The organism is Paenibacillus sp. JSM ZJ436, assembly GCF_044383795.1.
Taxonomy (GTDB): Bacteria; Bacillota; Bacilli; order Paenibacillales; family Paenibacillaceae; genus Paenibacillus_AQ; species Paenibacillus_AQ algicola.
The window spans coordinates 211,319-232,923 of sequence record NZ_JBISEO010000005.1 but is presented as its reverse complement, the minus strand read 5'-3'; the positions used below and the strand labels follow the sequence as shown (position 1 = coordinate 232,923).

16 protein-coding genes are annotated in these 21,605 nt (G+C 52.1%); 7 read left to right on the top strand and 9 right to left on the bottom strand.

Features of this window, described 5'->3' with window-relative positions; all coding sequences use genetic code 11:
* Positions 1-119 precede the first annotated feature (119 nt).
* Entirely contained in the window at positions 120-860 is a 741-nt protein-coding gene (locus ACH6EH_RS09150; protein ID WP_397332061.1) for a Bax inhibitor-1/YccA family protein, read from the top strand.
* A 111-nt stretch (positions 861-971) separates the two neighbouring features.
* Here ACH6EH_RS09150 and ACH6EH_RS09145 read toward each other — a convergent pair whose 3' ends face one another.
* Complete coding sequence (locus tag ACH6EH_RS09145; protein ID WP_397332060.1) at positions 972-3,410, bottom strand: putative bifunctional diguanylate cyclase/phosphodiesterase; 2,439 nt, start codon at positions 3,408-3,410, stop codon at positions 972-974.
* Between the two features lie 309 nt (positions 3,411-3,719).
* A complete protein-coding gene (locus ACH6EH_RS09140; protein WP_397332059.1) occupies positions 3,720-4,637 on the bottom strand; it encodes an aldo/keto reductase in 918 nt (305 codons plus the stop codon).
* A 170-nt stretch (positions 4,638-4,807) separates the two neighbouring features.
* Here ACH6EH_RS09140 and ACH6EH_RS09135 point away from each other — a divergent pair, with 170 nt between their 5' ends.
* Positions 4,808-5,863, top strand: a complete 1,056-nt coding sequence (locus ACH6EH_RS09135; protein ID WP_397332058.1) for an LLM class flavin-dependent oxidoreductase — start codon at positions 4,808-4,810, stop codon at positions 5,861-5,863.
* Between the two features lie 71 nt (positions 5,864-5,934).
* On the opposite strand, the gene ACH6EH_RS09130 is transcribed toward ACH6EH_RS09135, so the two are convergent.
* Positions 5,935-6,864, bottom strand: a complete 930-nt coding sequence (locus tag ACH6EH_RS09130; protein WP_397332057.1) for a GNAT family N-acetyltransferase — start codon at positions 6,862-6,864, stop codon at positions 5,935-5,937.
* Complete coding sequence (locus tag ACH6EH_RS09125; protein WP_397332056.1) at positions 6,848-8,971, bottom strand: S-layer homology domain-containing protein; 2,124 nt, start codon at positions 8,969-8,971, stop codon at positions 6,848-6,850. The genes ACH6EH_RS09130 and ACH6EH_RS09125 overlap by 17 nt, the downstream gene beginning before the upstream one ends.
* A gap of 221 nt (positions 8,972-9,192) precedes the next feature.
* Here ACH6EH_RS09125 and rpmG point away from each other — a divergent pair, with 221 nt between their 5' ends.
* The 4 genes from rpmG to ACH6EH_RS09105 all read left to right on the top strand — a co-directional run bounded on the left by rpmG (position 9,193) and on the right by ACH6EH_RS09105 (position 12,168).
* Positions 9,193-9,342 carry a 50S ribosomal protein L33 gene (gene rpmG, locus ACH6EH_RS09120; RefSeq protein ID WP_138227413.1) on the top strand — a complete coding sequence of 50 codons (150 nt, stop codon included), beginning with the start codon at positions 9,193-9,195 and terminating at the stop codon, positions 9,340-9,342.
* Between the two features lie 11 nt (positions 9,343-9,353).
* Positions 9,354-9,821 (top strand): hypothetical protein, encoded by a 468-nt coding sequence (locus ACH6EH_RS09115; protein WP_397332054.1) that lies wholly within the window; start codon positions 9,354-9,356, stop codon positions 9,819-9,821.
* Between the two features lie 6 nt (positions 9,822-9,827).
* The gene (locus ACH6EH_RS09110) at positions 9,828-11,033 is read left to right on the top strand and encodes a GTP-binding protein (protein ID WP_397332053.1); all 1,206 of its coding nucleotides are present in this window, start codon (positions 9,828-9,830) and stop codon (positions 11,031-11,033) included.
* A gap of 121 nt (positions 11,034-11,154) precedes the next feature.
* Positions 11,155-12,168 (top strand): SDR family oxidoreductase, encoded by a 1,014-nt coding sequence (locus tag ACH6EH_RS09105; RefSeq protein ID WP_397332052.1) that lies wholly within the window; start codon positions 11,155-11,157, stop codon positions 12,166-12,168.
* A 65-nt stretch (positions 12,169-12,233) separates the two neighbouring features.
* Here ACH6EH_RS09105 and ACH6EH_RS09100 read toward each other — a convergent pair whose 3' ends face one another.
* On the bottom strand, positions 12,234-13,658 hold the full coding sequence (locus ACH6EH_RS09100) for a sodium/glutamate symporter (RefSeq protein WP_397332051.1): 1,425 nt from the start codon (positions 13,656-13,658) through the stop codon (positions 12,234-12,236).
* A 240-nt stretch (positions 13,659-13,898) separates the two neighbouring features.
* Here ACH6EH_RS09100 and ACH6EH_RS09095 point away from each other — a divergent pair, with 240 nt between their 5' ends.
* Positions 13,899-14,399 carry a cupin domain-containing protein gene (locus ACH6EH_RS09095; protein ID WP_397332050.1) on the top strand — a complete coding sequence of 167 codons (501 nt, stop codon included), beginning with the start codon at positions 13,899-13,901 and terminating at the stop codon, positions 14,397-14,399.
* 103 nt (positions 14,400-14,502) lie between these two features.
* Here ACH6EH_RS09095 and ACH6EH_RS09090 read toward each other — a convergent pair whose 3' ends face one another.
* The 4 genes from ACH6EH_RS09090 to ACH6EH_RS09075 form a co-directional block, all read right to left on the bottom strand.
* Positions 14,503-15,864: a sodium-dependent transporter gene (locus tag ACH6EH_RS09090; protein WP_138227407.1), complete on the bottom strand. Its 1,362-nt coding sequence runs from the start codon at positions 15,862-15,864 to the stop codon at positions 14,503-14,505.
* A gap of 375 nt (positions 15,865-16,239) precedes the next feature.
* Positions 16,240-17,736 (bottom strand): extracellular solute-binding protein, encoded by a 1,497-nt coding sequence (locus ACH6EH_RS09085; protein ID WP_397332049.1) that lies wholly within the window; start codon positions 17,734-17,736, stop codon positions 16,240-16,242.
* 383 nt (positions 17,737-18,119) lie between these two features.
* Positions 18,120-19,646: an extracellular solute-binding protein gene (locus tag ACH6EH_RS09080; RefSeq protein ID WP_397332048.1), complete on the bottom strand. Its 1,527-nt coding sequence runs from the start codon at positions 19,644-19,646 to the stop codon at positions 18,120-18,122.
* Positions 19,647-20,090: 444 nt separating this feature from the next.
* On the bottom strand, positions 20,091-21,587 hold the full coding sequence (locus ACH6EH_RS09075; protein WP_397332047.1) for an extracellular solute-binding protein: 1,497 nt from the start codon (positions 21,585-21,587) through the stop codon (positions 20,091-20,093).
* Positions 21,588-21,605: the final 18 nt, after the last annotated feature.

The following is a 21,605-nucleotide window of genomic DNA, read 5'->3' as shown; positions in this document are numbered from 1 at the left end:
ATGATCATATACCCTCTTTTTCACTCTTTGATGAGGTGCCTTCTAAATAAGTAGGTGCAAGGGAATAAGGGGGGTGATATGATAGAAATAAATCCAATATTAAGATGAGGTGACAGCATTTGATAGGTCGCAGCGGTAACCCTACATTAAGCGATAATACGTTTGAGCGGCAGCAGTCTCAAGCGGGAGACAAGGTCATGACCATTGACGGCACCGTCCACAGAACGATGATTACTTTGGTCTTGCTGCTGGCAGGCGCATTTAGCTCCTGGAAGATGTATTTTGACGGGGAGAATGTGTTCCCTTTCATGATTGGCGGCCTGATTGCCGGCTTTATTCTGGCTCTGATTGTATCCTTTGTACCGAGAACCGCGCCATTTCTTGTCCCGCTCTATGCCGTATCCGAGGGCTTGTTCCTGGGAGCGCTGTCTGCAAACTATGAATATGTCTATGACGGCATTACCCTGCAGGCTGCTCTGCTGACCATGGGCGTATTCGTGGCGCTGCTGCTCGTGTACAGACTGCGGATTGTGAAGGTTACGGAGAACTTCAAGCTGGGCGTCATCGCAGCAACCGGGGGCATTGCACTGGTGTATCTGCTGAGCCTGGTGCTGGGCTTTTTTGGTGTCAGCATTCCTTATCTGCATGAGAGCAGCCCGGTCGGTATCGGGATCTCGGTCGTGATCGTCATCGTGGCCGCGCTGAATCTCGTGCTGGACTTTGACTTTATCGAGAACGGTGCCCGCAGCGGGGCTCCGAAATATATGGAATGGTATGGCGCGTTCGGCCTTGTCGTTACGCTGGTATGGCTGTATATTGAGATGCTGCGCCTGCTGTCCAAGATTTTTAGCCGTGATTAGAGGGCAGGGAGTGGGTGATATGTTCACCTGCCGGTAAACATAAAGAAGCAGTGGATCTAGGGGTGACCCTGGTCCACTGCTTCTTTGCTATATGATCTCCGCAGTCTTACTCTAACTGGCGCGGGACGGCGGTGCAAATTGGTGAACCAGCTCCTCCGGCGGCATCGGCTTGCTGTAGAAATAGCCCTGCGCGTTGAAGCAGTTCATTTCCTTCAGTAACCCTACCTGATCCTCTGTCTCTACGCCTTCGGCGACAATGCTGAGATTCAGCTGCCGGGCCATGGAAATAATCATCTCCGCAATGGCTCTGCTGTCTTTATCCGTGGTCAGCTTGTTGATAAAGGAACGGTCGATCTTCAGACATTCAATCGGCAGACTCTGTAAATAACTGAGCGAGCTGTAGCCTGTACCGAAGTCATCCATGGATACGGCGATCCCCGCCTTCCTCAGATCATTCAGAATGTGAATAACGTGCTCCTCATTATACATCATCGCGCTTTCGGTAATTTCCAGCTCCAGCAGATCGGTGTCAAACTGAAGCTCAGTAATGGTATCCATAATCGATTCAAAAATGGTCGGCTTCATTAAATGCACCTGTGAAATGTTCACCGCGACCGGAACGACGCTCAGGCCTTCAGCCTCCCATTGCTTCACCTGGGACATGGCGGTGCGGAGCACCCAGAGCTCCAGAGGCACAATATATCCCGACTTCTCCGCGACCGGAATGAATCGAGCCGGCGAAACCATGCCCAGCTGTGGGTGATTCCAGCGCAGCAGAGCCTCCACCCCGATCATTTCTCCGGTCCGCATGTCCATCTTGGGCTGATAGTAGAGCTGCATTTCCTGCCGGGCAATGGACCCTTCAAGGTCATTCTCCAGCGTAATTTGTTCAATGCTGCTCTGATCGCGCTGTGCATCATAGAACCGGTATTGAGAGCTGCCATTCTGCTTGGCATCATACATGGCGGCATCGGCCCGCTTGATCAGCGCATCGGCATCGGTTCCATCCTCAGGATAGCGGGCAATGCCGACAGAGGCCGACAGCTTGACCGTAAGATGGCCGACATGAAAAGGCTGCACGAACTCCTCTACAAAGCGTCTGCCAACAGCCTCGATGTCTTCTTTGGCGGAGAGCTCTGGGACGAGCACCGTGAATTCATCACCGCCCATGCGCGCGATGGTGCCTTCTGGAGGAAGACAGCTCTGGAGCTTGCGGGCCGCGGTCTTGATGACCTCATCCCCGAATGCATGTCCGAACAAGTCATTGACTCGCTTAAAGCGGTCCATGTCAATGAAGAAGACCGTGAATGCCTCAAACGGCCGATTGGCTTCCTCCGCAGTGCAGGAGGACAGGAAGTTTTGAAACGAGCGGCGGTTGGACATGCCTGTCAGCTCGTCCTGATACGCCAGCTGCAGGATCGTTTCCTGGTCTTTTTTGGCGGAGGTAATATCCTTGATGATGCTGTACGCGCCGCGGAGCACACCCTCCACCATAATAGGAAGGGAGGTAACGCACAGCGTCAGCAGGGTGCCGTCGGCCGCTTTAGCTTCAACGTCAATGACAGCCGATTTGCCCTGCAGCACCTGACGGTAATGGGCTTCAGCCGCTGCGCGGGAGCCGGGCTCCACCAGATCCACGAGCGGAGAGGAAAGCAGCGGCTTGCCCAGGCGCCGGGACAGCAGCTCGCCCTGATGATTAAGCATACTCACATGTCCTTGAGCGTCAAAGGCCAGCACGCTGTCCGGGTTATGCTCAAAGAGAGACATGTAATGCTGTTCGGCCTCCATCAGCCGCTGATTCTGCTGCAGCTGGCGGCTTACACTCATCGTGTCAGGAATCATAAATATACCAATCGCAATAAACATCATTACGAGATGAGGCACCAGCACGGAAAGTCCGCCCATGGCAGCCCCCTGTCCGACCGGCAGCACCGAAAAGGCAGTCAGCATCGGAAAGCCGGTCAGAGCCAGCGCTACCAGAAGGACGCCCGGAATCGTTGCTACCGAGTACAGCTTCAGCTCCCGGTTCCGGTTCGAGGTGGCCAGCAGCCGCAGCACGCACAGGCAGAGAGACAGCACAATGACTACGGTCATCAGCAGCATGAGCGGCTGGAATACGATATAGCTGCGGAACAGAAATAGCGTGTTTATGTAATCGAAAATTAATATGATCGCTCCCATAGCAAAGCTCGCGGTCCAGTACGAATGACTCCGACTTCGCGGGAGACGGGCGTACCAGACGCCAAAATGCATTGCTGCATAGCAGCCAGCCAGCGTAAACAGCACATGAAAAATATAGTAGCTCGTAGCCGTAGGAACGTTCAGGGACAGGGGGACCAGAATATGAGACAGGCTGAAGGCTACCGCGCCGGTCCAGACAATCAGATGCATCGAAGGCGAAGCGATGACTTTTCTGGATCTAGGGGCTGGAGCAGACCCCGATTTGCCAGGCACCATGCCAAAGGTAATGACAGCGGTACCAAGCAGGCTTGACAATACAGCGAGAATAAGGAGCGGCCAATGAAGCTGAGACGGTTCTAAATAAGTCATGATCAACCTTCTTTGTCTGGATATAATGTTTAAAAAAGGAGATGGGTCTTTCAGACTACAGGACGCGATACTTATTAAACCAATTGACCATTGTTTAAAACATGACTTTTAGTCTATTTTATAGATTGTGCAGGATATTGTCCATCCATATTTTACATGAATATGACAATATGACCAGCCGCCGCCAGCGACACAGGGTCAACAAAAACCAGAGCTTCACGAAGGAAGCCCTGGCTGCGCTAGGTTGGAACATATTTAATCCCCCCGCAGTTCCCCGCGGGGGGATTATTGTACATTCAGGGGCCTTCTCTATGGAAGAATATTGCCTGCCGCCCGGTAGATGTCATACCATTCTTCCCGGGTTATGGTGATGTCGGCGGCCTCGCAGCAGTCCTTCAATCGCTCCAGGTTCGTCGTGCCAACCACAGGCTGCATGCCCGCCGGATGGCGGAGAATCCACGCAATCGCCATGGCCGTGCTGCTGACATTGTAGCGCTGTGCCACTTCATCAATCCTTGCGTTCAGTTCCGGGAACTTGTCACTTCCCAGGAATACGCCTTCGAAGAATCCGTACTGGAACGGAGACCACGGCTGAATCGTGATGTCATGCAGTCGGCAAAAATCCAGTACACTGCCATCGCGGTTGACCGCAGCTTCGTTCTCCATATTGACGTTCAAGCCGCTGTCAATCATGGTTGTATTTGTTATGCTGAACTGAAGCTGATTCGCGACCAGCGGCTGCTTCACATATTTTTGCAGGAGCTGGATTTGCATCGGATTCTGATTGGATACGCCAAAGTGCCGCACCTTGCCGGAGCGCTCCAGCTGATCAAAGGCCTCGGCAACCTCCTCCGGCTCTACCAGAGTGTCCGGGCGATGCAGCAGCAGCACATCCAGATAATCGGTACGCAGGCGCTGTAAAATCCCGTCTACCGAGCTCAATATATGCTCCTTAGAGAAGTCGAAGCTGCCCGGACGAATTCCGCATTTGGATTGCAGCAGGATGCGTTCGCGCACGTCACTGTTCATATGTATGGCATCGGCAAAGATTTCTTCGCACTCGCCGCCGCCATAGATATCCGCATGGTCAAAAAAATGAGCTCCCTGCTCCATCGCGGTCTGTACAAAGGTTTCGGCTTCCTTGGGACTTAGTGCATTGATCCGCATGCAGCCCACGGCGACCGCCGGAACCTTCAGCTGGCTTGCGCCTAATGTTATGGTTTTCATGTTGTGTTGTCCTCCTCATTCCTCTTCAACGTCAAGCGTCTTCATTGTGGCATACCGGGGTCAGCCCTTGCAATGGCAACAGACTTGATAATCCATGTTAAATCCGCCAAACTAGGAACATCTATAAAGAAGCTTACTTGATGTAAGTGACTTGAACAGGAGGAATACAGATGGAAATTGGAATCAGTACATTTGTCGAGACATTGCCTGACGTGCATACCGGAGAGACGATCAGCCATGCCGAGCGCCTCCGGGAGGTCGTGGAGGAGATTGTGCTGGCGGATCAGGTCGGCCTGGATGTGTACGGCGTGGGCGAGCATCACCGTAAAGATTACGCAGCATCTTCTCCTGCAGTCGTGCTGGCGGCCGCGGCAACGCAGACCAAGTCTATTAGGCTGACGAGTGCGGTCACGGTGCTGTCTTCTGCCGACCCGGTGCGGGTCTTTCAGGATTTTGCCACTCTGGATGGCCTTTCAAACGGACGGGCAGAGATTATGGCGGGCCGCGGCTCCTTCATCGAATCATTTCCGTTGTTCGGCAACGATCTGGACGATTATCACGAGCTGTTCGAAGAGAAGCTGCAGCTGCTATTGCAGCTGCGGGAAGCGGAAACGATTACATGGGAGGGCAAGTTCCGTCCCTCGATCCAGGAACGGGGCGTATACCCGCGCCCGGTGCAGCAGCCGTTGCCGGTATGGATTGGAAGCGGGGGCAACCAGGAATCGGTTGTCCGTGCAGGACTGCTGGGCTTGCCGCTCGTGCTCGCTATAATCGGGGGCCGTCCGGCGCAGTTTGCTCCGCTGGTAGAGCTCTATCAAAGAGCGGCTGCTCATGCCGGGCATGATCCCGGCAAGCTGACAGTTGCATCGCATTCCCATGGCTTTGTGGGCGATGTGGAGGAAGAGGCTGTGGAGAAGTTCTTCCTGCCCACGCAGGCAGGCATGAATATCATTGGCCGCGAGCGCGGATGGGGTCATTACAGCCGTGCCACTTACGACGCCGCTAGAAGCCCGGAGGGCGCCCTGTATGTAGGAAGCCCGGACACGGTAGCGAGCAAGATTATCGCCCTGCGCAAGCAGGTCGGAATCACCCGCTTTCTGCTCCACGTTCCGCTGGGCACCATGCCGCATAACGAAGTGATGCGGGCCATTGAGCTGCTGGGAACCGAGGTAGCGCCAAGAGTACGCAGAGAAATCGCGGAATGGGAAGCAGCGCAAGCCCGGTAGGACTCTTGCTGGAGCTGGATAAAGCACAAAGAACGGCCCCTTTGCAGGCCGTTCTTTGTGCTTTAAATGTTTCAGATGGATTTAGAGGTACGCCACAAGACTTCTACCGACACACTATGAAGCGGCGATAGCTGCTTTATGGCCAATCGGGCCATAGGAGGGTTACTTGCTTCCACGAAGCCTATCCAGTTCTCATACAATCCCTCCCGCTCCAGAAGCCGGCAGGCCTCCAAAGCCAGCACGAGGCCCCAGCCCTTAGAACGGCAGGAATCCTTTACATACATGGTTTTTAGCAGCACGGTATTGTTGTTAAATCGTTCTACCGTAATCCAACCTGCGATATTTCCGTTCTGGCGAAGAATCAGGCTGTGTTCCTGATCTATGACATGCTCCTCTGTAAAAGGGTCAAGAATAGACGGATAAGGAAGCTCTACCCTGTCCTTTATGGAAGCTCTCTCGATATCGTTGAGCTCATAAAAAGGGGTGACCGAAAAGGGTGAAGTCAGCTGCAGCCTGTTCCCGCGGGGCTCCTGTACCAGCTCTTTCAAGGACCCTTTCCACACATATATGCCGGGCTGCGGGATGTGAAAGCCGCAGGCCTGCAAGAAGCGGGCTGGCACCGAGACGGTATCCTGCAAGCCTGCAGCCGGTTTCGCCTTGCTTTCTTCAAGCTGGGCGGCTGCAGGTGCCAGATATTCCACGTGAATCTGCTTCAGCTGCTGCTGTAGTGCCCAGTTCTCCAGCATCTTGTACAGCTGGCGTCCGAGGCCGCGCCGTCTCCATGCTGGAGCGACGACGAAGCTTTGCAGCTTGCCTTCAGGGCTTCCGGGATCTCTGTAGAGAACGGCAAGTGCCGCTGGCTTCTCTCCACAAGCAATCCCGATAGCGACACACTCTGCTGGCAGCTGCTGGAGGTAAACGTGATGCTCGGGAAGCAACAGCTGCCTATAATCTCCGGGTATCCGTCCTTGAAAGGCGTATGCTTTAAAGGGAGTTGGCATAGATATCGACAGGTATCATAATAACCGGAAGACCTGCAGCAGTCATGTTGTTGAGGCGAATTCGGAACTTACTATTCGGAGAAGAAGACAGGAGGCTTTGGGCTTCTTCGGTCAGCTTAATACCAACAATAGACTCGTCTGTAAAGGAAATAATACCATCTTGTTCATAATCCAGCGTGATCGGGCTGTCAAATGTTCCATCAGCCGAATATTCGATCGTAGCACTCAGATCTGATGAGCTTACTGCTTTGCTAAATTGGAATTGAAATTCACCGGCTGCCGAGTTGTAGGTAGAGCTGGTGACCGTCATATCGGGATGAATGGTAACCGGAATCTTTACGGATGACGTTGCAGCGCCGTTCTGAACAATCTGAAACTGGAGAGAGGCTGTTGCTTCTTCTGTGAGTGCGGCTGCTCTACTGATAGTAAGCCCGGATGGTCCATCGTAAGGCGGCGTTATGGATAACAGATCCGAATCCTCGGTTGTGATTTTAAGCTCGCCAAGAACAATATAACCTTGACTACTGTAGTATGGAAATTCAATATTAAAATCATTTTCGACAGAGTCATATTGGGGTAAAGCTTCTTCAGATCCATAATATACACGTACTAAGTTTATAATGTCGATCTTATTATTACTACTTGGGTAACTAGTAATAATAATGGAATCCTGTTCCCCTTTTATTTCTAAAGCAATATTCTCAATAGCAGAAATCGTGATGTCAAATTCGTTTATTTTCTTAAAATTTTCGATGGTTTTACCGCTAAGGCTGCGGATAGCTTGCTCAAGATTTAAAGAAGCCCCATAGTTCAATATAATAAGGTCGTCCTGTGCAAGCGGACTTGTAATATGAAGCTGAACTACATTTCCGGACACTTCAATACGGTCAATATCCACGGCTTCGGTAATTTGGCCGTTCATATATTTCAAGAGTTCAAAGGAGCTTGAGCTCGGAAGGTAAGCCGCATCTAGCTCTTCATCGAACGTGAGAGTCAACATATTTAAAGATTCGCCGATGGTCAACATCGGGGTATTCAGAGCTTCGGTGGTGTTGAACACAAGAGTGATGGCTGCAGATGAAGAAGACACGTTCCCGGCGGCATCTATCGCAATAGCTTTGTACTCTCCGGGGAGTAACCGGTTCGTTGAAATGCTGGTTTCTACATTAGACGAGGAGACCGTTGCTTTGGCAGCTTTTTTTGTGTCTTGAACAAGAGCTTCAAGCTGTTCGCGTGTAGAAGGATTCTGAGATGCAGAAATAACATAGACCGTACCTGCTTCGGAAGTGCGTACCTGGATAGGAGATGTAACGGAAAGAGCAGTTTCAGATATTAATGTGAGCACGGGGGCAGTGCGATCAACCGGTGGGGTCGGTTTGGGATCGCTCGGTGCCGGGGAAGGAATATAAGGGACAGATCCAATAGGGGCTTCAGGCTTTTGCGGTACGGGTAGCTCTGCTGGCGGAGTTGCAGCATTGTCCAGCTCTTGCTTGGTTTTCAGAAAACGGCTGGACATCAAAGCGACCGACTGCCGGTCAGCACTGCCTTTCGGATTAAAGGTACCATCGGGATTGCCCTGAATCAGCTGAAGTTCAGACGCTAAGCCGACCGCATCCTTGGCGTAACCGGAAATCTCGCTGGAATCTGTAAAAGACAAATTCTCTCCCTTGCCATGAGCGTCAACACCGAGAGCACGAATGAAAAGCACGGCCATGTCCTGTCTCGACAGCTGCTGTCCGAAACCAAATTTTTGGTTTCCTTGTCCTTGCAGCAGTCCGGCCTTGACGGCAGCCTCCACATAAGAGTAGGCATAGTTTCCTGAAGGTACATCAGTGAAGGTGGGTGCGGACGGCTTGGAAGTCACGTCGAGTTGAAGCGCTCTAGCCAAAATAATGGCGAAATCTTGCCTCGAGATTTCAGCCTGCGGGTCAAATCGATCCTCTGATTTCCCTTTGAGAATGCCTTTCTGTGTCAGCTCTATAATCGCATCCTTTGCAAATGAATGCTGAATATCCATGAAGTTCGCTGATGCGCTGTAGGCAGGTAATGCACAAGCACTGAGTAAGGCTGCCGTGGTCATAACCTTAACTAATAATTTTGTTTTCAATCCAAATCCTCCTCAATAGATCGTTCTTGATGCCCATATCATATAATTCGAGGTAGTTTACTGGCAATCATTTTATTTCATCTAACAATTAGTTGAACAACGTTTATTTTTCGGTGCTGATCCTGTGAAGCCTTCTTGTTGACAAACCGTGATAAATTCATTACGATGACTTTAATCGTAATTCTTACGAATAAACAAACAAACAATACGGAGGAATACCCATGAGAGTGATTGTTACCTTGGCTTGCACAGAGACCGGTGATCGGAACTATACAACGACGAAGAACAAGCGGACACATCCGGGCCGCCTGGAGATGAAAAAGTACAGTCCCCGGTTGAAAAAGCATACCCTTCATCGCGAAACCCGATGACATCAGCTCATTTGCCGAGTTCTGAGGGGGAGGTTCTGCTCAGTCGGCATCCCTCTCGTTTCTGGCAATGGAGAGAGAGGGAGCTGGCTGCATGGGCTTCGCTGTCTAAGCCAAAGAAAGGCAAGAAACGGCTTGCTTTGTTCGGCGGTGTGCATGTGGATGCTGAGATGCTTCCGGTGTTAGAGCAATTCAGAGCCACCCATGTTCAGACAGAGTTTTCCTGCGCGGGCGTAAGTCTTGCCGATGAACCGGAGGAGCATTCGTTATATGCCTACATTACCGTGATGGATTCCGAGCCCGCTCGCAGGCTCGTGGCCTATCTCATGGACAGCATGCGGCATCGGCTGCTGGTGACGTACGAACCGGAACGGGGCCGCTACGATCTTTCCTCATGGATGATTGGGCATAACCGCTCCTTCTGTTATTTGTTAGAGCAATACACTAAACGCTTTAGGATTGAAAATGATAAACGGAGTTGAAGCATAATGTCACAGCCTAAAATACCGGTAACGGTATTGAGCGGGTACCTGGGAGCCGGCAAAACCACATTATTGAATCACGTTCTAAACAACCGCGAAGGCCTCCGGGTGGCCGTCATTGTCAATGATCTCAGTGAGGTCAATATTGACGCAGAGCTCATTAAGGGTTCCGGCGGGTTATTGCGGACGGAGGAGAAGCTTGTCGAGATGTCCAACGGCTGCATCTGCTGCACCCTGAGAGAGGATTTGCTGAAAGAAGTAGCCCAGTTAGCGAAGGAGAATCGGTTTGATTATATTCTCATTGAATCAACAGGTATTGGCGAGCCCCTCCCGGTGGCTCAGACCTTTACGTATGTGGACGATGAGAATGGCATCGATCTGACACAGCTGTGCCGACTAGATTGCATGGTTACTGTCGTAGATGCTTATCGCTTCTGGCATGATTTCTCTTCCGGGGAGAGTCTGCTGGACCGCCAGCAGGCCACCGGTGAGGATGATCTGCGGGATGTGGTCGATCTGCTTATCGATCAGGTTGAATTCTGCGATGTACTGATACTGAACAAATGCGATCTGGTGGAGGAGTCTGAGCTGCAACGGCTGGAAGGAGTGCTTTCCAAGCTGCAGCCGAAGGCGAAGCGGGTACGCAGTGCTCACGGTAAAGTAGATATTCATGAAATTCTGAATACGAATCTCTTCGATTTTGAAGAGGTCAGCCAGTCTGCGGGGTGGATTCAGGAGCTGCAGAAGGAAAGCCACACTCCTGAGACCGAAGAATACGGAATTTCCTCCTTCGTCTATGACCGCAGCCGGCCGTTTCATCCGGAGCGCCTGCTGGAATGGCTGGAGAACTTCTCTGAGGATGTGGTGCGGGCCAAGGGGAATATGTGGCTGGCTACACGCCCTGATATGGCTACGAGCATTTCCCAAGCGGGACCTTCCATTCGGATCGGCCCTGCCGGGCACTGGATTGCTGCGCTTCCTGTGGAGGAGCAGGAGCTGCTGCGTGCGGAAGAGCCGGAAGCCTTTCAGGGCTGGGATGAGGTATGGGGGGATCGCTCGACGCGAATCGTATTGATCGGCATAGATATGCCGGTCAAGGAGCTGACGGATTCCCTGGATCGCTGCCTTTTGACAGAGGAAGAAATGGGTGCGGACTGGAGCCTGTTACAAGATCCTTTGCCGAATTTTGAGATCCAGGAAGTTCAAGCTTAGACCTTAACAGCATCCAGCCTTATATTTGAGTTCATACGGCACACATGCTATCGTAAAGCATAAGACCCTCTCCTAGAGCGGAGAGGGTCTTTCTGTATATATGACTCGGAGGTGCAAACGAATGAAAGCACTGTTTATCGGAGGTACCGGAACGATTAGCTCGGCGATCACCACTTCCCTGCTGGAGCAGGGCTGTGAGCTGTATCTACTGAATCGGGGCAACCGCAACGACCAGCTGCCGGAGGGAGCACGCCTTCTTCAAGGTGATATTCATGATGAAGACCATGTACGCGGGCTGATCCAAGAGCTGGAGTTTGATGTGGTTGCGGACTTCATTGCGTTCCATCCGTCAGACGTTGAACGGGATTATCGTCTGTTTCGGGGCAAAACCAAGCAGTTTATATTCATCAGCTCTGCCTCGGCCTATCAGACGCCGCTCTCGCATTATCTCATTACAGAAGGCACTCCATTATCTAATCCGCATTGGGAATATTCCCGCAACAAGATCGCTTGTGAAGAATATCTGATCAAGCAATATCGGGAGCACGGCTTTCCGGTCACTATTGTCCGGCCCAGCCATACCTACGATGAGCGCGCGCTCCCGCTGGGCGTGCATGGAAGCAAAGGCTCGTGGCAGGTTGCGAAGCGCATGCTGGAGGACAAGCCGGTCATTATTCATGGAGACGGAACGTCCCTGTGGACCATGACGCACAACCGTGATTTTGCAAAGGGCTTTATCGGGCTTATGGGCAATATTCACGCGATCGGGGAGGCCGTTCATATTACGTCTGATGAAACGGTCACCTGGAATCAAATTTATGAAATGATTGCGGATGCGCTGGGCGTCAAGCTGCACGCGGTTCACATATCCTCTCATTTCCTTGCTGCCTGCGACCTGGAGTTCCAAGGCTCTCTGCTGGGGGATAAGGCGAATTCCGTCGTCTTCGATAATAGCAAGCTCAAACGACTCGTTCCAGGCTTTGCGGCAACGACCCGGCTGGATCAAGGAATTCGGGAGACGGTAGCTCATATTTTGGAGCACGAGGAGCTCCAGCCATCCGATGAAGCCTTTGACGCCTGGTGCGACCAGGTCATCTCTGCCATTCAGGCTGCGGCCCGGAGTTTGCAGAGCTAGAGCCTCTCGACATGACAAGACCGCCTATGGCAGATGGCCAAGGCGGTCTTTGGGCTGTCTCGTCCTTACGCGTCAGGCCGGGATGCTCCAGATCCTTTGCCGAAATAGAAGATGCCCAGCGCGCCCCAGATGACCATGAGCAGTGCTGCGCTAATAAGCACCGGCACCGGACCGAAGGCGGCGATCAGCGGCATGGAAGCCGCAGTGAACAGGCCGCCGCCGAGAAACGGCTCAAAGATGACCTGCTTGTACCCAAAGCTGTCAAAGGCCGGCGTTTTTTTCTCCGGATCGACCATCTGCAGCAGTAAAAGTCCCGTCGTCGTCATCGCGGTGGACTGTCCGTATTCCAGGGCGGAGCGCTCGGCCCAGTGGTCGGGCATCATTTTTTTGGCGATAACAAAGATTCCGAACCAATTCCAGCCAAGGCCAAACAGCAGCAGAATGAGAAATACGAAAATATGCTGGCCGATTTGCGACAGCGAGATGGAGACAATGGCGGAGACGATCATGAGATCCAGAGCGACGCCCTGAATACGAAGCATCATGCCCCGGTCGATGAGCGGAAAAGGGAGAAAGCGGCCGTACACCCACTGCACGAGCACGCCTCCCACCAGCGCCAATGGAAACAGCGGAATATGCTTCACAATGTAAACCTCGTAGGCACTGCCCCAGGTGACCTGCTCCAGCCATACGAGACTCTGCTGCAGCAGCATCCCGGCCCCAATGGCCAGAAATACGGCCACGAGATTGGCGGTCAGGGAGTCCATGGCTTCAGCGCGGGTTGTTTTTTCAGCCGCAGGGATATGCTCCTCCTCGAAGCGCCCTTCTTTCTCAGCCTGTGTGCGATCCTCTGCTTTTTTGGCATGAGAGGTGTAGCCCTTGCGGACAGTGTAGTTCACAAACAGCACGCCCGTGACCAGTCCCAGAATAATGCTGGAGGCAGACAGGCCCATCGCGATGTCCACGCCCTCCGGGAAGCCGAGGCTTTCGAAGGTGCTGCGCAGGCCTGCCGCCGTACCGGTTCCGCCCTGCAGGCTGATTTCAATCAAGGCTCCCGCCAGCGGACTGATATCAAATAAAGGACCAAGAATAAGCAGGAATAACAGCAGCCCCAGTACATACTGTCCCCAGCCGATCGTCATGCCGTAGGATAGATGGGGCCCGGCCTGGTTCCACATTTTTTTCAGGCGGGGAATAGGCTTCCCCAGAAACAACGCGGCAAAAATCAAGGTGATCGAAATGTCCGTAATCCCCGTCATCACTTGCAGGACATCCTCCGAATACAATCCCCCGGACAGCGCGGACAGGCCCAGCAGCGAGGCGCCCTGACCGAGCACATCTTTCCCCAGCAGCAGGCCAAGTAGGCCGGCGATTAACGAGGCGGGAATGAAATAACGCTGCAGCGGACCGGACCTGACTCTCAGTGCATGCCCGGCGGCCAGCAGAATGCCAAGAATGACGAAGGCTACAAGTACCGGATTGAGTTCCATGTAAGATTAACGTCCTCCTGTTCTTTAAGAAACATGCTCACATGACCTATACCCGCTCGCTCAAAAGGCAAACATGACATGGCAACCCGAACAGATTGCCAAGACCGCTGTCCTGCTCGTAATAGCACTTAGCAAGGAGGCTTTGGGAAAGGGGGAGGGAATGCTTTTTCTCGTTTAACATGAACAGCATCCGGGTACAGGTAGGGCATAACCAACTTTAAGGCAAAGGAGCGAGTAGACATGGATACACCGATTCAATCGTTTTATGTGCATGATGATGGAGAAGTCCCGAATCATCCCGAGCTGCCGGTGATGGTTTATAAGGGCGTGTTCCAGGACGGAGCGCTCAGTATGGATGCAGCCTTTAAACGCCACGGCTGGAGCGGGAGCTGGAGTGGCGGGATCTATGAGGAGCATCACTACCATAGCAATACTCATGAAGTGCTGGGCGTGAAAGCCGGCAGCGCTACAGTGCTGGTCGGTGGAGACGCCGGACAGCGGCTGGAGCTTCTGGAGGGCGACGTGCTTGTCATTCCGGCAGGTGTAGCGCACAAGAAGCTGGAGAGCAGCTTTGACTTTGAGGTCACGGGTGCTTATCCGAACGGAGCCTCTCCAAATCTGCGCAAGCGTGATCCCGCGCAGCGGGCACAGTCCATCTCCGAAATTCAGAACGTGCCGATCCCTGACCAGGACCCCGTCTTCGGCGAAGAAGGACCTCTGCTGCACAAGTGGGTGAAATAGATATCTCCATGCGGAACATGTTCAGGCATAACAAAGGACCGTACCTCAGGACGCTGGCGTCTTGCGGGTACGGTCTTCTTCTCATGATTTCCATGTAGAGCGTTTAATCGTTCAGTGTGAGGATGCCGGAGGAGTGCAGCAGGACCAGCAGCATAAGCACGGGAGCGACATAGCGCATCATAAACAGCCATATCTTGAACCAGCCTGCCCGAAGCCCTGCGGCTTCAGACGCGCCTTTCCAGAAATAGCCGACATAAATCGTCGTTGCAAGTCCGCCAATCGGCAGCAGGACATTGGAAGCGATAAAGTCGAGCCAGTCAAAAAATGATTTGCCGCCCGGATTCGTAAACAGCTCCGACAGTCCGAAGGAGAGCAGTGACGGCAGGCTCACCAGCAGAACAAGCGCCGAGACCAGCAGCACGGCGGGCGTTCTTTTCATCCGCAGACGCTCCATGGTATACGAAACCGGTACCTCCAGCAGTGATACCGTCGAGGTTAGTGCTGCAAAGGCGAGCAGAATGAAGAACAAGCCTCCGAAGAAGGAACCCAGCGGCATTGCGGAGAACGCAGCCGGAAGAGCCTTAAATACCAGAGACGGTCCGCTGTCCGGCGCAATGCCGAAGGAAGCGATCGTCGGAAATACGATCAGGCCGGCAATAAAAGCATAGATGAGATCCCCGGCGCCAATGGCTGCACTGGCCGAGCCCATAGATTGGCGCTTATCCATATACGCGCCGAAGGTCAGCATAATTCCCATCCCGAGAGAGAGGGAGAAGAAGGCATGCCCAAGCGCTACGAGCGCAGCCTCGGCAGAGAGCCGCGAGAAGTCGGGCTTCAGGAAGAAGGAGACGCCTTCTGCAGCGCCCGGCAAGGTCAATGCCCGGATCATCAGGATGATGAGCAGCACGATAAGGGCGGGAATCAGCACCTTATTGAATTTTTCAATGCCGCCGGCAATGCCTTTAATGACGATCAGCGCGGTTAACGCCATGACAACAACGTGCCACACCAATGGCATATAGCCGCTGACGAAGCCGCCAAATTGTCCATCAAAGTCCGTACTTTGGAACAGCTCGCCGCTAAAGGAGAGCACAGCGTAGTGCACCGTCCAGCCGGCGATGATGAAATAAAAGGACAGGATCAGAAAGGGTGCCAGCACCTGCAGCAGTCCGAAGAAACGGAATGCCTTGGGCCCGCCGGCCTTACTATACGAGGAGGCGGCGCTGCCGCGTCCGGTACGGCCGATGGAAAGCTCTGCGACCAGCACAGGCAGACCGACCAGCACGAGACAGAGAATAAACAGCAGGAAGAATGCTGCCCCGCCGTTCTCTCCCGTAATATATGGAAACTTCCACATGTTGCCGAGGCCGACCGAGCTGCCGATGGCAGCCAGGATAAAGCCCCGGGACGAAAAGCGCTCGGTCTTGTCCGAGGCCAGGGAATGCTGAGGTTGTTGCTGCTTCATAAAGGCCTCCTGTCAGGCATGAAATCATGCTCTTCATTTCTCTTCTTTCTAGATAAATACTATTAGTCACCACAGAGGTCACTGAAACAGCCACGAAGCAAAAAATGCTTATGATTTAAATCATGCTGCCTAGATGTCTTGATCATGTTTTCATGATAACGAAAAAGCTCGCTTTTGTCTCGACAATTTTCGCACTTATTACGTATTCTTCATGAAACAGCACCTTATCATATCATTATACAGCCCGATGGGGAAAAATATGCTGCCGTTTATGGACCCCGCACAAGCTTGGGCTGCAGCAGCTTGCAGAGAGCATCCCTGCACGCCAAAAAACCAGCCCCGTCAAAGCGGGGCTGGCATTTGAGATCATAAAGCTTATTTATTACTTGCGTTATAAGCCGCGGTGAATTCGTCCATAATTTGCTGACCGCCGTCTTTTTTCCACTGATCAATAGCAGCCTGCCAGGCGGCTTCATCAATCTCACCCAGTATGAATCGGACACGGGCATCCTCAATGATCTTCTTCAGCTGCGCACCCTTCTCGGTATTCGTCTCGGAATCCAGGGTCAGGGCGGGATTGGCTACAGCCACCGCTTCGTTTTCCTTATTCATATCCAAAGCTAATTGCTCCAGGGGATGCAGCACACCAGGGGTAGCGTTTTCAGTAAGCATACCTACGGAAAGCTGCGTGTATGGAGACATCAATCTGGAGAAGCCCTCTTTGTCCGTGTGCTCTGCTTTTCCGTCCTTGATGGCATAGGTTTCGCCTTCAATACCCCAGGTGAAAATGTTGGACATCTCTTCGTCCATCAGCTTGTCGAAGAAGTCCAGCACTTTCTTCAGCTCTTCTTCTGTTTTGACGGCAGACTTGGAGATCAGGAAGAAGCCGTTGCTGCCGCTCTCGGAAAAGATCTGAGTGCCGCGCGGTCCCTCAATCAAGGAAACCATGCCGACCTTCGCGTCCGGATCGATCTTCTGTGCACCACGCTCACGATGGAGCGCTACCGTGGTTACCTGCTTCATGGCGCCCGCTTTCGCGGTATCCCACAGCTTGAACCAGTTCTCGTAAGACGTAATCGGGAAATCCTGATTAATAATTTTCTCGTCAAACAGCTTCCGGTAGAATTGCAGCGCTTCTAAATAGGCTTCGGTCTGGAAGGAGGGAATCAGCTTGCCGTCCTCTACGCCCCATTGATTCGGGGCGCCAAAGAAACCGGCAATCATATCAAAGTTGGCCAGGGAGTTGCTCTCGATCAAGCCATAGGTGTCATCCTTGCCGTTGCCGTCCGGATCCTGCGTTGTAAACGCCTTCAGCATATTGTAAAACTCATCGACGGTGGCTGGTTCTGGCAGTCCGAGCTTTTCCAGCCAGTCTTTCCGGTAAGTGATGGTGTTTCGGGCTAAATCGCGGACCGACGGAATCCCGTAAATTTTGCCTTGAACCTTCAGGTTGTCATAGACCTGCGGCTTGATCGCAGACAGGTTCGGGTAATCCTTCAGATAAGGGCCGATCTCCCAGAATACACCGCTCTTTATCGCATTGACCACCGGCACTTCATAAAAAGCTTTGATCGCGGAAGGGAAGTTGCCCGAGGCCACGGTAACGCTAAACTTCTCGGTGTTACTTGAAGAAGGGACGCCGATGACGTTAATGTTGGTGTTGGTGTATTCTTCGATCATTTTCAAAATTCTGGAATCATTCTCCGGCACTTGGGACTCATGGTGAAACTGGAGGCTCAACTCAAAGGGCTCGGCTGAACTCGGATCGGGGGCCTTGGCTGGTGTGGCTGAAGAGCCGCCATTACTGCAGCCGACAACACCAACCAGGACGGCGGTAGATAATAAAGTGAATACTTTCGTTTTCTTTTTCATAAAATAACCTCCCTATAATGGTGAATGAGCAAAGGGGCATCGCAGAAGAGACCCTAAGAGATCAGATCAGCAGCTGCGCCGCGAGAACTTCAGGTGCATAGATTCCCTCCTTTTTCCTGTAGGTACATTCACTTTAAATGCATCTCGTACGGACGTCTATGTACACATTTATCACATCTAGAGGGTATTCTGGTGCATATTAGAAATTACATATAATAATCCCTTCCTTGGGTGAAAAAGCGTTGGAAAGCCTGTGGCTGCGCGCTCTGCGTCACTTGTCGAGATGATGATTATAGACAGATCAGCATGCAGAGCATCCCTGCACGCCAAAAAACCGGCCCCACCAAAGCGGGACCGGTCTTTCGTGTAAGCTAGAAGGAAGCTTACTTGTTCACTTCATTGTAAGCAGCAGTGAATTCATCCATGATTTGCTGACCGCCGTCTTTCTTCCATTGATCTACAGCAGCCTGCCAGCCGGCTTCGTCGATTTCACCCAGGATAAACTTGATGCGGGCATCCTCGATAATCTTCATCAGCTGTGCACCTTTCTCGGTATTCGTTTCGGAATCCAGAGTCAGGGCCGGGTTCGCCAGAGCCACCGCTTCGTTCTCTTTGTTCATATCCAGTGCCTGCTGCTCCAGTGGCTGCAGCACGCCTGGTGTCGCGTTGTCGATCAGCTTGCCTACAGCCAGCTGGGTGTAAGGGGACAGCATTCTGTCAAAGGCTTCTTTGTCGGTATGCTGAGCTTTACCGTCCGTAACGGTGTAGGTTTGACCTTCCAGACCCCAGTAGAAGAGGTTGGACATTTCTTCATCCATCAGCTTGTCGAAGAATTCCAGCACTTTCTTCAGATCCTCTTCGGTTTTCACCGCAGACTTGGAGATCAGGAAGAAGCCGTTGTTGCCTGCTTCGGAGTAGATCGCAGTGCCGCGTGGTCCTTCAAGCAAGGAAACCATATCGACCTTTGCATTCGGATCTACCTTCTGTGCACCGCGTTCGCGAGCTAAAGCTGTGCTGGTTACCTGGCGCATGGTGCCGGCTTTACCGGAATCCCACAGCTTGAACCAGTTATCACGGGATGTAATCGGGAAGTCCTGGTTAATGATCTTCTCGTCAAACAGCTTGCGGTAGAATTGCAGCGCCTCCAGATAGGCTTCGGTTTGGAAGGATGGAATCAGCTTGCCATCTTCCACGCCCCACTGGTTCGGTGCACCGAAGTAAGCGGTGATCAGATCCATGTTGAACAGTACATTATTTTCGATCAGGCCGTAGGTATCGTCTTTGCCGTTACCGTCCGGATCCTGGGTTGTGAACGCTTTCAGCATGTTGTAAAATTCATCCACCGTTGTTGGCTCTGGCAGACCGAGCTTTTCCAGCCAGTCTTTACGGTACGTCATGGTGTTCCGTGCCAAGTCACGAACGGATGGAACGCCATAAATTTTACCTTGAACCTTCATGTTGTCATACACCTGCGAGTTGATGGCAGACAGGTTCGGGTAGTCTTTCAGGTAAGGACCGATTTCCCAGAACACGCCGGTTTTGATCGCATTGACAACCGGTACATCATAGAACGTTTTGATCGCAGTCGGGAAGTTGCCGGAAGCGACAGTAACGTTGAACTTCTCTGCGCCGGTCGAAGATGGAACCGATTGAACGTCAATATTGGTGTTGGTATACTCTTCGATGATCTTCATGATTTCGGAGTCATTCTTTGGCGGCTCCGTCTCATAGTGGAACAGCAGGCTCATTTCAAATGGCTTTTCAGGCTCCGCCGTTTTCTCAGTGCCGGAACCGGGATCCGGGGTGGTGTTGTTGGACGGGGTGGCGGTGGAGCCACCGTCGCTGCAGCCTACAACGCCAACAAGCATAGCCGTGGATAACAAACTGAACACTTTACCTTTCTTTTTCATGAACATGACCTCCCTATTCTATTGGTAAGCAGATCAGGTCACAGCATTGAAGATGAGTCTGAGGTGGTGTCGGCCGCTTCATCCTATGGTACCGGATGTGCCGCTTAGAACCGCCTGCTGTTTCCTGTTGTATATCACGTTAAACGCAGTTAGCTCTACAGTCTATGTACATCTTCCGCACACCTTGCAAGTGTTATAATGCATATTGGAAAAGAGACATATCATGATAAAGATGGGAAATGGAGCGGTGAAAAGCCTTGATATGAAAGGGTTTACATGGATCTGTACAGATAATGATTATATAAATGATAGCGCTTCCTCTTGACAAATTGATTGCGCTTACATGACTACAAGCTTATGATTATTGAGGTCTGTGGAGCTCAAACACAAAAATACCGGCCCCGCCAAAGCGGGACCGGTATTTCGTGTAAGCTAGAAGGAAGCTTACTTGTTCACTTCATTGTAAGCGGCAGTGAATTCATCCATGATTTGCTGACCGCCGTCTTTCTTCCATTGATCTACAGCAGCCTGCCAGCCGGCTTCGTCGATTTCACCCAGGATAAACTTGATGCGGGCATCCTCGATAATCTTCATCAGCTGTGCACCTTTCTCGGTATTCGTTTCGGAATCCAGAGTCAGGGCCGGGTTCGCCAGAGCGACCGCTTCGTTCTCTTTGTTCATATCCAGTGCTTGCTGCTCCAGTGGCTGCAGCACGCCTGGTGTCGCGTTGTCGATCAGCTTGCCTACAGCCAGCTGGGTGTAAGGGGAGAGCATTCTGTCAAAAGCTTCTTTGTCGGTATGCTGAGCTTTACCATCCGTAACGGTGTAGGTTTGACCTTCCAGACCCCAGTAGAAGAGGTTGGACATTTCTTCATCCATCAGCTTGTCGAAGAATTCCAGCACCTTCTTCAGATCCTCTTCGGTTTTCACCGCAGACTTGGAGATCAGGAAGAAGCCGTTGTTCCCTGCTTCGGAGTAGATCGCAGTGCCGCGTGGTCCTTCAAGCAAGGAAACCATATCGACCTTCGCATTCGGATCTACCTTCTGAGCACCGCGTTCGCGAGCTACCGCTGTGCTGGTTACCTGGCGCATGGTGCCGGCTTTACCGGAATCCCACAGCTTGAACCAGTTATCACGGGATGTAATCGGGAAGTCCTGGTTAATGATCTTCTCGTCAAACAGCTTGCGGTAGAATTGCAGCGCCTCCATATAGGCTTCGGTTTGGAAGGATGGAATCAGCTTGCCATCTTCCACGCCCCACTGGTTCGGTGCACCGAAGTAAGCGGTGATCATATCCATGTTGAACAGTGCGTTATTTTCGATCAGGCCGTAGGTATCGTCTTTGCCGTTACCGTCCGGATCCTGAGTTGTGAACGCTTTAAGCATGTTGTAGAACTCGTCGATGGTCGTTGGCTCTGGCAGACCGAGCTTTTCCAGCCAGTCTTTACGGTACGTCATGGTGTTCCGCGCCAAGTCACGAACGGATGGAACGCCATAAATTTTACCTTGAACCTTCATGTTGTCATACACCTGCGGGTTGATCGCAGACAGGTTCGGGTAGTCTTTCAGGTAAGGACCGATTTCCCAGAACACGCCGGTTTTGATCGCGTTGACAACCGGTACTTCGTAGAACGTTTTGATCGCAGTCGGGAAGTTGCCGGAAGCGACAGTAACGTTGAACTTCTCTGCGCTGGTTGAAGATGGAACCGATTGAACGTCAATATTGGTGTTGGTGTACTCTTCGATCATCTTCATGATGTCGGAGTCATTCTTTGGCGGCTCCGTCTCATAGTGGAACAGCAGGCTCATTTCAAATGGCTTGTCAGAATCGGCATTCGTGCCGTTACCCTCGTTGGCTGTGGAGCCTCCGTTACTGCAGCCTACAACGCCAACAAGTAACGCAGTGGACAACAAGCTGAAAACTTTACCTTTCTTTTTCATGAACATAACCTCCCTTAT

Bases quoted from the DNA above. Each gene is read 5' to 3' on its own strand.
- ACH6EH_RS09100 (WP_397332051.1), bottom strand. From the start codon at position 13,658: ATGGAACTCAATCCGGTACTTGTAGCCTTCGTCATTCTTGGCATTCTG.
- ACH6EH_RS09085 (WP_397332049.1), bottom strand. From the start codon at position 17,736: ATGAAAAAGAAAACGAAAGTATTCACTTTATTATCTACCGCCGTCCTG.
- ACH6EH_RS09110 (WP_397332053.1), top strand. From the start codon at position 9,828: ATGTCACAGCCTAAAATACCGGTAACGGTATTGAGCGGGTACCTGGGA.
- ACH6EH_RS09130 (WP_397332057.1), bottom strand. From the start codon at position 6,864: ATGCCAACTCCCTTTAAAGCATACGCCTTTCAAGGACGGATACCCGGA.
- ACH6EH_RS09135 (WP_397332058.1), top strand. From the start codon at position 4,808: ATGGAAATTGGAATCAGTACATTTGTCGAGACATTGCCTGACGTGCAT.
- rpmG (WP_138227413.1), top strand. From the start codon at position 9,193: ATGAGAGTGATTGTTACCTTGGCTTGCACAGAGACCGGTGATCGGAAC.
- ACH6EH_RS09105 (WP_397332052.1), top strand. From the start codon at position 11,155: ATGAAAGCACTGTTTATCGGAGGTACCGGAACGATTAGCTCGGCGATC.
- ACH6EH_RS09145 (WP_397332060.1), bottom strand. From the start codon at position 3,410: ATGACTTATTTAGAACCGTCTCAGCTTCATTGGCCGCTCCTTATTCTC.
- ACH6EH_RS09095 (WP_397332050.1), top strand. From the start codon at position 13,899: ATGGATACACCGATTCAATCGTTTTATGTGCATGATGATGGAGAAGTC.
- ACH6EH_RS09080 (WP_397332048.1), bottom strand. From the start codon at position 19,646: ATGAAAAAGAAAGGTAAAGTGTTCAGTTTGTTATCCACGGCTATGCTT.
- ACH6EH_RS09075 (WP_397332047.1), bottom strand. From the start codon at position 21,587: ATGAAAAAGAAAGGTAAAGTTTTCAGCTTGTTGTCCACTGCGTTACTT.
- ACH6EH_RS09140 (WP_397332059.1), bottom strand. From the start codon at position 4,637: ATGAAAACCATAACATTAGGCGCAAGCCAGCTGAAGGTTCCGGCGGTC.
- ACH6EH_RS09090 (WP_138227407.1), bottom strand. From the start codon at position 15,864: ATGAAGCAGCAACAACCTCAGCATTCCCTGGCCTCGGACAAGACCGAG.